The 12,229-nt window shown below is 55.1% G+C and carries 8 protein-coding genes; 7 read left to right on the forward strand and 1 reads right to left on the reverse strand.

What is annotated here, in order from left to right:
- The first annotated feature begins 6 nt into the window (after window positions 1-6).
- Entirely contained in the window at window positions 7-468 is a 462-nt protein-coding gene (locus LL947_RS04785; protein ID WP_290820828.1) for a YcgN family cysteine cluster protein, read from the forward strand.
- A 58-nt stretch (window positions 469-526) separates the two neighbouring features.
- Here LL947_RS04785 and LL947_RS04790 read toward each other — a convergent pair whose 3' ends face one another.
- Window positions 527-2,686 (reverse strand): S9 family peptidase, encoded by a 2,160-nt coding sequence (locus LL947_RS04790; RefSeq protein WP_499834102.1) that lies wholly within the window; start codon window positions 2,684-2,686, stop codon window positions 527-529.
- A gap of 1 nt (window position 2,687) precedes the next feature.
- Between LL947_RS04790 and LL947_RS04795 the strand changes: the two genes are divergently transcribed.
- The 6 genes from LL947_RS04795 to LL947_RS04820 all read left to right on the forward strand — a co-directional run bounded on the left by LL947_RS04795 (window position 2,688) and on the right by LL947_RS04820 (window position 12,221).
- Window positions 2,688-3,122, forward strand: a complete 435-nt coding sequence (locus LL947_RS04795) for a hypothetical protein (protein WP_290820824.1) — start codon at window positions 2,688-2,690, stop codon at window positions 3,120-3,122.
- Window positions 3,123-3,195: 73 nt separating this feature from the next.
- The gene (locus tag LL947_RS04800) at window positions 3,196-3,996 is read left to right on the forward strand and encodes a class II glutamine amidotransferase (protein WP_499834103.1); all 801 of its coding nucleotides are present in this window, start codon (window positions 3,196-3,198) and stop codon (window positions 3,994-3,996) included.
- A 185-nt stretch (window positions 3,997-4,181) separates the two neighbouring features.
- Entirely contained in the window at window positions 4,182-5,846 is a 1,665-nt protein-coding gene (locus LL947_RS04805; protein ID WP_499834104.1) for an AMP-binding protein, read from the forward strand.
- A gap of 172 nt (window positions 5,847-6,018) precedes the next feature.
- Window positions 6,019-10,005, forward strand: a complete 3,987-nt coding sequence (gene hrpA / locus LL947_RS04810) for an ATP-dependent RNA helicase HrpA (RefSeq protein ID WP_499834105.1) — start codon at window positions 6,019-6,021, stop codon at window positions 10,003-10,005.
- Window positions 10,006-10,163: 158 nt separating this feature from the next.
- Window positions 10,164-11,288 carry a beta-ketoacyl-ACP synthase III gene (locus LL947_RS04815; protein ID WP_499834106.1) on the forward strand — a complete coding sequence of 375 codons (1,125 nt, stop codon included), beginning with the start codon at window positions 10,164-10,166 and terminating at the stop codon, window positions 11,286-11,288.
- A 114-nt stretch (window positions 11,289-11,402) separates the two neighbouring features.
- Entirely contained in the window at window positions 11,403-12,221 is an 819-nt protein-coding gene (locus LL947_RS04820) for an MlaA family lipoprotein (RefSeq protein ID WP_404417878.1), read from the forward strand.
- Window positions 12,222-12,229: the final 8 nt, after the last annotated feature.

Raw genomic sequence — 12,229 nt, forward strand, 5'->3', positions numbered from 1 at the left:
GCCTGAGTGTCTGACCAACTACGTGAACGTTTCTGGGAGCGTTACCCGCTGGAAGCACTTACCCAGCCAGAGTGGGAGGCACTGTGCGACGGCTGTGGCCAGTGCTGTCTGCTCAAGCTACATGACGATGACACTCAGGAAGTGGCGGTGCTGAATGTGGCCTGCCGCCTGCTGGATACCCACAGTTGCCAGTGCAGTGATTATGAAAACCGCTTTGATAGCGTTCCGGACTGCACCCAATTAACGCCTGAACGGGTGAAAGAGTTTACCTGGCTGCCACACAGCTGTGCCTATCGGCGGGTGGCCGAAGGGCGTAAGCTGGCCGGTTGGCATCCGCTACTGAGCAATGATGCCGAACGCGTCCACCGTAAAGGCGTCAGCGTTCGTCACTTTGCGGTTTCCCAGGACGATGTGCCCGAGAAAAAGCTGGAAGAGCATATTATTGCCATCTTGCCCATGTCGCCCTGAGTGAATGCTGTAAAGGTCTGGCATTCATCAATTAGGGGGTGCTTTAACCCGACTTCGGTCATTCATCTTCGGCGCAGCCCAGTGCCCATAAAATAAACGCATCCTGCCGGGCGGCTTCGCGCCATGCCTTGAAACGACCTGATGCGCCGCCATGGCCGCTACTCATATCGGTGTGCAGCAGGATGGGGGCATCACCTAGCTGACACTGTCGTAATCTGGCGTAATACTTGGCGGGTTCCCAATAGCTGACGCGCGTGTCGAACCAGCTGCCTTCAATCCAGATGGCGGGGTAATGTCGGGGCGTAATATTATCCACCGGTGAATAATTCTGAATGCGCTCGGCGACGCCTGCATCTGCCGGGTTGCCCCACTCGCTATATTCTGCAGTCGTCAGCGGTAAGTCGGGGTTTTGCATGGTGCGCAGAACATCCACAAAAGGCACATCAAGCACGGCGCCACAGAACGCATGCGGCCGGCGGTTCAGGCAGGTGCCTACCAGCAACCCCCCTGCACTGGCACCACAGGCCAGGATGCGATCTTCCCTGCTCAAACCTTCGCTGGCCAGGGCGTCTCGAGCGGCCAGAAAGTCGAGAAAGCTGTTTTCCTTATTGGCCATCTTGCCATCCAGATACCAGGGTTCGCCGCGCTCACCGCCACCGCGCACATGGGCAACCGCAAAGGCGATGCCGCGTGCCAGTAACTCCAGTCGGGCAATCGAAAACCAGGGGTCAAGCGGTTCACCGTAGGCACCATAGCCGTAAAGCAGGGTAGGCAGAGCCTGTCCTGCCAGGTCAGCGCGCATCACAATGGATACCGGCACTTTTTCGCCATCATGACTGGTCGCCCAGATACGCTGGCTGACCAGGTGTTCAGGATGGAGGTCACCGTGAAGCGGCTGTGTCTTGATGACACGACGTTCAAGGGTAGCAAGGTCCAGCTCTACCCAGCGGGGTAGCTGAGTGAAGGATTCTTCCCTCAAGCGCAAACTGGTCGCATCAAAATGCGGAGCGTCTTCAAGCAACTGTGAGCAGGGCGTTTCCGGCAGACCAAGGCGTTGATTCACTGTCGCCCTGTGCTGCTGGTCTACCACCAGGCGACGGAGATAGACCTGCGCCTGCTGGTGATCACGTTCAGCGATTACCAGGCCCCAGCTGAAGGCATCGACACCTTCCAGAGTGGTCGTATTGCTGTGTTCAATCAGGGGTTTCCAGGCATCCGTTTGGCTGATGCGAGTTTCTTCGATCACGTCCAGCTGGAAGTGTGCACCGTGCTGATTATGCAGACGATAGAAGAAGCCGGGGCGATGCTCAATACTGGCTTCAACGCCGGGCCGGCGAGGGTGAAGGCAATCAAGCGGTGAGTCTGGAGCGTCGCTGGCCAGTAGCAGCACTTCGCTGGTGTCCTTGGAGGCTGATTCAATCAGCAGCCATTGGCGTGAGCGGGTCTTGCTGACGCCCACCCAGAACTCCGGGTCAGCTTCCCGATAGACCAAGGTTTCCGGTAGCGCCTTGGCCTTGTTCTGGTCAAACGTCAGCGGTAGCCGCCATACGCTGTCTGGCCGCTGGGTAGCATCAAAGCGGGTAAACAGCAGGGTGGCTGCGGTGTCAGTCTGATCTTCTGCCCAGCACAGGCCCGGACCAATATCATTGAGCAGACACTGTGCTGAGCCCTCGGGTAAACGTTTGATCCACAGCGAAAAGCGCTCATCGCCCTGAGTATCTTCGGTCCATGCCAGCCATTGTTCATCAGCAGGCAGGGCCATGTCGCCAATATCAAAAAAATCATGCCGGGCGGCACGTTCCGGCAGATTGAAAATACACTCGCGCTGTTCGGGCTGACCGTTGGGGTAACGCCACCAGCAGGGATAATCCTGATCAGCGTCGGTCATCGTCCAGAACGTAAAGTGGTCAAGCGCTGTCTCAAGACCGGTAACCGCCAGTTCTCTGCGAGCCAGGTGGCCCTGAAAGAGCTTTTCAGCCAGCGGCTCCAATGGGCTAAACCATTCGGCGTGTTGCGCGTTGGCAGCCATCAGGAAATCACTCACCTTGGGGTCCTTGGCATCCTCAAGCCAGTGCCAGTCTGGGTCATCTGGGTGATAATAATGGTTAAATTGCTGGTTGATCGCTGAACGGGGCTTATGTTGCGGCTGTGCTTTGGTCAATTGATAGGTACCATAGAAAAAATGAATGTTGGGTGAAAGCACCCTGATAAGGAGCATTATGCTGGTTGAAGAATCAATGTCACTGCTTTGGGCGAGTTACTATGCAATCTCGCTGTTGGTGTTTGTTGCGGTCTATCTGACTTTTATCATTCTGCCGCGTTTTTTGCGCCTGATGCTGACCTGGGTAGTTGCGGGCGCCATGTGGGCCCCCGCACGTTTCAGGCTGCCGCTGGTCGAAGAGGGCGAGTTTTACACCGGTTGGGCGCCGGCCGCCATGGTGGCCGCTGTCGGGTTTCTGGAAGACAACGCCTCGGCTTTCAGGGAAGGCCTTGTGTGGTTATTGATGGGAGTAACGCTGGGCGCCCTGATCGGGCTTGCAATCTGGTGGCTGCGCCGTCCATCGACTGACACCCGGGCAGCTGCTGCCTCAAAAGCTCCTACCCAGGCCGAGGAAGATACCAATGGGGCTCAGCGCCATGAGCCGGTTTTGTAAGTTCGTTTGGCTTTATAATCAACATCTGGTTATACACACAATGAGCAACTAATGGAAAACAGGATGCCGCAGCATGTGTGAGCTCATGGGCATGAGTGCCAATGTGCCAACCGATATCTGCTTCAGTTTTGCCGGGTTTCTCCACCGTGGCGGTGGAACAGGCCCCCATAGAGACGGTTGGGGAATCGCCTTCTATGAGGAAGGTGGCTATCGGGAATTCCGTGACCCTCATCCGTCAGTGGACTCCCCGATTGCACGCCTTATCTGTGATTATCCGATCAAGTCCAATGTAGTGATCAGTCATATCCGCCAGGCCAATGTGGGTGGCATCAAATTGGCCAATACACACCCTTTTACCCGTGAGATGTGGGGCAGGCCCTGGTGTTACGCCCACAACGGTCAGCTCTCCAGCGACTGGAAAAGTCTGCCGCTCAAGGGCTTCACGCCTGTAGGTACAACCGACAGTGAACATGCCTTCTGCTTCATAATGGGGCAACTGCGTGAGCACCTTCCACAGCCGCCTGATAGCCCAGAAAGGCTCTGGGCGCTGCTGCATCATCTCTGTGAGCAGCTACGGGGATTGGGCGTTTTCAATATGCTGCTCTCCGACGGCGTCTATCTTTATACCTACTGCTCGACCAGGCTCGCGCACATTACCCGTCGTGCTCCCTTTGGGGAAGCAGAGTTATCTGATGCGGAAATGACGGTCAATTTTGTCGAGCACACCACGCCAGATGACATCGTGTCAGTCATTGCAACCGAGCCACTCACTCATAATGAGTATTGGCAACGGCTGCAACCAGGCGAATTAGTTGTCTGGAAATCGGGAGAAATCTGTGCCCGTTTGGTGTCCAATCAGATGAGTCACCCATAGGGGCTTACTCATTACAGGGCTGAATTGGTGAGTGCAGTTGAGGTCGGCTTTAAAACGACAGTTTTAATCACCCGTTTTACAGCTTGTTCAACATCGTATATTGTTAATACATCGGTGACGGCTAGGTCACCGCGAACAATAATAACGTCGGTGTCCTGCATCGACTCTGAAAGTGGAGATTGCCGATGAGTGAACATGCCAATGCCCCTATTCTCAAAGGGCCAGCGCTGGAAGGTCTCGATCAATACAGCTCGGTCACCGATATCTTTCATGGTGCTGTCAAACGCTTTGCCGCTAATCCTGCCTTTAGTTGTATGGGGCAGACGTTGAGTTTTGCTGATCTCGATCGGCTGTCAGGCGACTTTGCTGCCTGGTTGCAGCACGAAACCGATCTGGAGCCGGGGGACCGTATCGCTATACAGTTACCTAACCTGCTGCAGTTCCCCGTTGCAGTGTTTGGTGCCTTGCGGGCAGGCCTGGTGGTGGTCAATACCAATCCGCTTTATACAGAGCGGGAAATGGCTCATCAGTTCAAGGATTCCAACGCCAAGGCCATCGTGATTCTGGCCAATATGGCCAGCAAGCTTGAAAAGGTGCTCGATAAAACGTCTATCAAGCACGTGCTGATCACCCAGCTGGCCGATCTGCATGGGGCACCCAAGCGTTGGCTGATCAATAGTGTGGTCAAGCACGTAAAAAAAATGGTGCCTGGCTATTCGCTTCCTGGTGCATTGAGCTTTCGCAGCGCCTTGCAGCTAGGCGCCAAGCTATCGCATGAGGATGTCCACCGCGACCTGGATGATCTGGCCGCCCTGCAATATACGGGGGGAACCACAGGCAAACCTAAAGGCGCCATGTTGAGTCACCGTAACCTGGTGGCAAACATGTTGCAGGCGCGTGAGGCGATCGGCAATACGCTCAAAAACGGTGAAGAGCTGATCATTGCTCCCTTGCCGGTGTACCACATTTATACTTTTACGGTGAATTGTCTGTTCCTGATGGAAACGGGCAATCATTCCTTGCTGATCACCAATCCCCGTGACCTTGACGCTTTTGTCAAGGAACTCAAGGGCCTGCCGTTTACCGCCTTCATCGGTCTGAACACACTCTTCAATGCGTTATGTAACCGCGAGGACTTCAGGCAGCTGGATTTTTCCAAGTTGCATTTGACGATTTCTGGCGGTATGGCGTTGACCAGTGCAACAGCCAAACGTTGGAAAGAAGTGACCGGCTGTGATGTGGCGGAAGGGTATGGACTCACTGAAACATCACCCATCGTAAGCTTCAATCCGGTTAACGCCAGCAAGCTGGGAAGTATTGGCAAACCGGTAGCAGGTACAGCGGTCAAGGTGATAGACGGAGATGGTAATGACCTGGCCTTTGGGCAGCCCGGGGAGCTATGTGTCCAAGGGCCACAGGTAATGCAAGGCTATTGGCAGCGTGAAGAAGAAACAGCCAACGCCATTGACGCTGACGGCTGGTTTCATACCGGGGATATCGCGGTGATCGAAGATGATGGCTATATCCGCATCGTTGATCGTAAAAAGGATATGATACTGGTATCGGGTTTCAACGTTTATCCTAACGAAGTGGAAGATGTGATTGCCGGCCACCCGGATGTTATCGAAGCGGCTGCCGTCGGGATCGCAGATGGAGAAAGCGGGGAAGCCATCAAGCTGTTTATTGTCTCCAGAAACGACCAGCTGAGCGTTGAAGACGTGCGCAAATGGTGCAAGAAAGATCTGACCGGTTACAAGGTGCCCCGATATGTGGAGTTTCGTGACGAGTTGCCCAAGACCAACGTGGGCAAGGTGCTGAGACGTCAGTTACGCGATGAGCCAGCAGGATGATGCTGGTAACCTGATACTGGTTTTCACCCATAATTTGTTGTGCAAAGCTGTACGCTATTAGCCGTCTTTTGCACAAAAGCGTTACAATGAATGGCCCGTTCAATAAGAGCGGGCCATCTTGGTAGTGGTTGCCAAACCTCTTGAGCTGACCTGACAGGAAATTACGCTGATTGTGACTTCAGAAACGCCGTTAATCAGAAGTGATGCGCAGCGCCTAGAGCAGCTACGCCATGCAAGCTCGCGCGTGATGGTGCGCGAGGCTGAACAACTTGAGAAGCGCCTTGCAGGCTTGCAGCGCCGGCTGCACAACCGCCAGCCGATTGACCGCGGTCTGGACAAGGTCGAGCACGAACTTCAGCGTGCCCAGTCTACCTTGGCCAGGCGTGAAGCGCTTAAGATTGCATTGAATTACCCGGCTGAACTGCCGGTTGTTGAGCGCCGCGAGGACATCATGCGGGCGCTTGAAGCCCACCAGGTGGTGGTGGTGGCCGGCGAGACTGGCTCCGGTAAAACGACCCAGCTGCCCAAGATCTGCCTGGAAATCGGGCGTGGGCGGCGAGGCTTGATTGGTCACACCCAGCCACGCCGCCTGGCCGCGCGCAGTGTTGCCTCCCGCCTGGCAGAAGAGCTGGAAGTGCCGCTGGGTGAACAGGTCGGTTACCAGGTGCGTTTTAACGATCAAAGCAGTGCCACAACGCTGGTCAAACTGATGACAGATGGCATCCTGCTGGCGGAAACCCAGCAGGACCCACTCTTGCTGCGCTACGACACCATCATTATTGATGAGGCGCATGAGCGCAGCCTGAATATTGATTTCCTGCTCGGCTATCTCAAGCGACTGTTGCCCAAACGGCCGGATCTGAAAATCATCATTACCTCGGCGACCATCGATGTTGAGCGTTTTGCCGCGCACTTTGGAACACCCCAGGCACCCGCCCCGGTAGTGGAAGTGTCGGGTCGTGCTTATCCGGTCGAGGTGCATTACCGGCCCCTGGTGCGTGATAGCGATGAAGAAGAAGATCGCACCCTGCAGGAAGGGATTGTTCACGCGGTCGAGGAAATCGAGCAGATAGAACGCGAGAAAGGCTGGCTGCATGGCCCGCGGGATGTGCTGATCTTTCTGCCGGGTGAGCGCGAGATTCGTGAAACCGCGGATACACTGCGCCGTGCCGAACTGAGAGGCACTGAAATTCTGCCGCTGTATGCGCGGCTTTCCAATGCAGAACAGAACCGGGTATTTGCCTCCCATAGCGGACGGCGTATTGTGCTTGCTACCAATGTGGCGGAAACCTCATTGACCGTACCGGGCATTCGTTATGTGATAGATCCGGGGCTGGTGCGCATCAGCCGCTACAGCTATCGCTCGAAAATCCAGCGATTGCCGGTTGAGCCGGTCAGTCAGGCAAGTGCCAATCAGCGCAAAGGGCGTTGTGGCCGGGTGGCCGAAGGGGTCTGCTTGCGCCTGTATGATGAAGAGGACTTTCTGTCACGGCCCGCCTTTACCGATCCGGAGATACAGCGTACCAATCTGGCCTCGGTAATTCTTTCCATGCTGGCACTGAAGTTAGGCAACATCGAGGCCTTTCCATTTGTCGACCCGCCTGACAGCCGTTTCGTGACCGATGGATTCCGGCTGTTGTTCGAACTGGGCGCGGTGACTGAGCAGCAGCAGTTGACCCCGCTTGGGCGCAAGCTGGCGAGACTGCCCATCGACCCGCGTCTGGCGAGGATGGTACTGGAAGGCGCTGAGCGCGGCAGCCTGCGGGATGTGCTGATCGTTGTATCAGCGCTGGCCATTCAGGACCCTCGAGATCGCCCGGCAGATAAACGTCAGGCCGCTGATCAGGCGCATTTACGCTGGCATGACCCGGATTCAGACTTTGTTGCTATCCTCAACCTCTGGCATGGCATCGAAAATGCCCGGGAAGCTCTCTCCGGCAATCAGCTGCGCCGCTGGTGTCGCGAGCACTATATCAACTACCTGCGGGTACGTGAGTGGCATGATACCTTTCGCCAGCTGCGTCAGCTGCTGCGTGATATGTCCATTGAAGTGTCCCCTCCGCTAGCGCTTGATCCTGAACAAAATGAGGAACAAGCCCGTCAGCTGCGCCGCAAGACGTCGGTCAAACTGCATCAGGCATTGCTTTCCGGCCTGCTGTCGCATCTGGGTATGCTCAGTGAAAACCGCGAATACCTGGGGGCGCGCAATCGCAAACTGATGATTCACCCTGGTTCAGGGTTGGCCAAGAAGTCACCCAAGTGGCTGATGGCATTTGAACTGGTGGAAACCTCGCGTCTGTTTGCACGTACCGTGGCCAGGATTGATCCGGCATGGATCGAACCTCAGGCCTTGCACTTGGTCAAGCGCAGCTATGCCGATCCGCATTGGGAGATGAAGCGTGCCCAGGTCGTTGCCAAAGAACAGGTCACGCTGTATGGCCTGCCGATTGTGGCTGGGCGCCGGGTACACTATGGGCCGATTGCGCCGCAGGAATCCCGCGAGCTCTTCATTCGGCGTGCTCTGGTCGAGGGCGAGTTCCAGACCCGCGGTGAGTTCTTCGCCCATAACCGGGCACTGATTGACGAAGTTACCGACCTGGAGGATCGCGCGCGGCGCCGGGATATTCTGGTGGATGAAGAAACCCTGTTTGCCTTTTATGATCAGCGCCTGCCAGAAAATATTGTAAACGGCAAAGGGTTTGAACATTGGCGTAAAAAAGCTGAGCGCCAAGATCCTGACTGTCTCAAGTTTGATATTGAAACACTCAAGGCGCGGGATGCCGCTGAAATCACCCAGGCAGATTACCCGGATCACCTGATTCTCAATGGCAATGCCTATCCGCTGAGTTATCATTTTGACCCTGATGCCGATGACGATGGGGTCACGCTGACAGTACCGGCAGCCATGTTACCGCAGTTGCCTGTTCATGCGCTGGAATGGCTAGTGCCCGGGCTGATTCGCGAAAAGTGTATCGCACTGATGAAATCACTGCCCAAGGCGATTCGACGTCAGGTGGTGCCGATTCCTGACTGGGTCGATGCCGCGCTGGAAACACTGGTGCCTGACGAGCGTCCACTGACCGAAGCCTTGGGAGAGTTTATTCGCCGTCGCACGGCAACCCGTGTCCATCCCGATGACTGGCGGCTGGATCAGTTGTCACCGCACCTGTTTATGAACCTTAAGGTGGTTAATCATGCCGGTGAGGTGATTGGCCAGGGGCGAGATGTTCGTGCCCTTGAAAAACGCTTCGAAGAAGCGGCCAGTGCAGGTGCCAGAGCCATGGCAGAGCAGGCCAGCCAGGCGCCGGCTTTAAGCCGTTTGCCGGATGAGCCCCTACCGGCGTCAAAGATTACCGAGCAGTCGGGTATCCGTGTAGAGGCTTATCCTGCGCTGATCAGCGAAGGGTCCCAGTTCAACATTGTCCTGTTTGATCATCCTGCCAAGGCTGAAGCGGCGCACCGTGATGGCGTCACTCAGTTGGCCATTACTCAGCGACCTGGCGCGGTCAAGGCTATCAAACAGCTTAAGGGTCTGGAAACGTGTGCGCTGCTGTTTGCCAGGATTGGCAGTAAGCAGGCATTGGTTGATGATCTGGTCAAGGCGGTTTTCGCGCAGGTGGTGGCGATCGAACCGCTCCCGCGTTCTGCTGCTGAACTGGAAGCACGTCTGGCAGGTTGTGAAGAGACTCTTGAGTTACATGCAGAAGCCCTGTTGTCACAGACAGAGGCTGCGTTAAAAGCCCATCTGGAGGTCGCCAAGCAACTTAAAGGTAAGCTTAACTTTGCGCTGGCATTGACCTACAGTGATATCAAGTCTCAGATGCAACGGCTAGTCTATCCCGGCTTTATCAGTGATGCAGGCGAATGGTTGTCAGAATACCCTCGTTATATGGAAGCGGCCTTGATCCGTCTTGAGAAAGCGCCACGCGAACGTGGGCGCGACCAGATGATGATGGCTGAAGTGCAGGCCCTTGAGGAGCGTTGGGAGGCACGCCGGGTTGCCGAAAGGCGTGGTCAGGTGGAAGCCCCGGTACTTGTCGCCTTTGGTTGGTGGTTGCAAGAGTTGCGGGTGTCCCTTTTTGCCCAGCAGCTAGGCACTTGTATGCCTGTCTCGGTGAAGCGTTTGGAAAAACACTGGGCGTCCATTACCCGACAATAATGTAATGAATCTTTATTAAAACTCTGGTTTAGCGGCTTAGAAAAGCACAGAGTAGAGGTTTAACTCGGCAGGCTATCCACCCCATCGTGCAGGCAAATCGTAATCTGAGTGGCCAGGTGGCATTGAAAAGGCGCTGTGTCGTCCAAAGGAGAAAGTGTATGACAGATGTGGTGATCACCGGTACGGGACTGTTTACGCCGCAACATGCCATTGATAACGATGCCCTGGTGGCGACATTCAACGCCTGGGTGGAGCAGGAAAATGCGCGTAACGCCAAGGCGATTGCCGCGGGTGACTGTCAGCCGCTGGCATTCTCTAGCAGCGGCTTTATTGAAAAGGCCTCGGGTATCAAAAGCCGCTATGTACTCGATGCTGAGGGTATTCTTGATCCACAGCGAATGCGTCCCAGGCTGCCGCAGCGAGCCAACGACGAGTTGTCGATTCAGGCGGAAATAGCGCTTGAAGCGGCCAAACAGGCATTAAACGCCGCCAGGGTTGATGCTGCTGACATAGAACTGGTGATCGTCGGCTGTTCAAATCTGGAGCGGGCATACCCGGCGGTGGCTATTGAAGTTCAGCAGGCCCTGGGTGCTCAAGGTTACGGATTTGATATGAATGTGGCCTGCAGCTCAGCAACCTTTGCAATCCAGGCAGCGGCAAATGCCATTGCCTCAGGCAGTGTCAAACGAGCCCTGGTAGTTAATCCGGAAGTTTGTTCTGCTCACCTGAACTTCAGAGACCGTGACAGCCACTTTATTTTCGGCGATGCTTGTACCGCTGTTGTCCTTGAAAATCGTGATGATGCGTTAGCTCCTGAGCAGTTCTTACTTCTGGGAACACGGCTGACGACCCATTTTTCCAACGCCATACGCAACAATGCCGGCTTTTTGAACAGAGTGACTGACAGTGATCCTCAAGCACTGGATAAGCTGTTTGTGCAGGAAGGGCGGCGAGTCTTCAGGGAAGTATGTCCGCTGGTGGCTCGTTTGATCACGGACCATCTGGCTTCTCTGCAACTGGCCGGTACGGATCTTAAGCGTATGTGGCTACATCAGGCAAACTGTCACATGAATGATCTGATTGCCCGCAAGGTTCTGGGCCATACTCCCGATACATCACAAGCGCCTGTTATTCTGGATCGTTATGCCAATACCAGCTCAGCGGGTTCAATCATTGCGTTTCACCTGGAGCGTGAAGGGCTTTCAGCAGGTGATATCGGCGTTATCTGTTCTTTCGGCGCCGGCTACAGCGCCGGATGTGTCGTGTTAGAGAAAGTGGTCTAGGGTCAGAAGAAGGGTGCTTAATCAGTGACCGCCTATGAGTTATCAATGGGATACTCCCCAGATGCTGATAGCAACATTTTGAGAGTGAATGTTTTGAGAGACAATGCAATGTTAATGCCTGTGGGTAAACGAAATGATGCCATCTGGTCCACGCCATGGCGGTGTATCGTGCCCTTGATGCTGAGTCTGGTGATGGTGCTGGGAGGCTGTGCCACGACCCAACCATCATCGTCCGGTGCCGAGGAAGAGACCTCCAACGCTCACCCGGAAGACCCCTGGGAAGGTTTCAATCGCCGAGTCTTTGCCTTTAATGACGTGGTGGATCGTTATACGCTGAAGCCGGTTGCCCAGGCATACGCGGCGGTGACGCCGGATCCTGTGCAGACAGGTGTCGGGAACTTCTTTTCCAATCTTGGCGAGGTGCTCACTGCAGTGAATAGCCTGTTACAGGGCAAGCCCGGCAATGCCGGCCTCTCCACGTCGCGATTCATAATCAACTCCACTGTTGGTATTGGTGGCCTGCTGGATTACGCTACCCTGATGGAAATCACGGCCGATAAGGAAGATTTTGGCCAAACGCTAGCCGTTTGGGGATGGGATGAGTCTCGCTACCTGGTAGTGCCATTGCTTGGCCCAAGAACACTGAGAGATACAACCGGTCTTGCTGTCGATATTTCCGCTTACCCGTTCAGTTATATTGGTGAGCGCGAATTGATCGAAGCGCTTGCCGTACTTGACCTGGTACATATTCGTGCCGGCTTGCTGGATCAGGAATCCATGATTCAGGGTGAACGCTACCGCTTTGTGCGTGATACCTATCTGCAGCGGCGTGAGTTTCTGATCAATGATGGTGAGCTGGGTGACGACCCGTTTGCGTCAGATGACTTTGAATTTGATGACGCGGACTTTGACGATGACGCGTTTGCCGATTGAGGCTTATC

Source organism: Halomonas sp. BLK-85 (genome assembly GCF_044792155.1).
Taxonomy (GTDB): Bacteria; Pseudomonadota; Gammaproteobacteria; order Pseudomonadales; family Halomonadaceae; genus Vreelandella.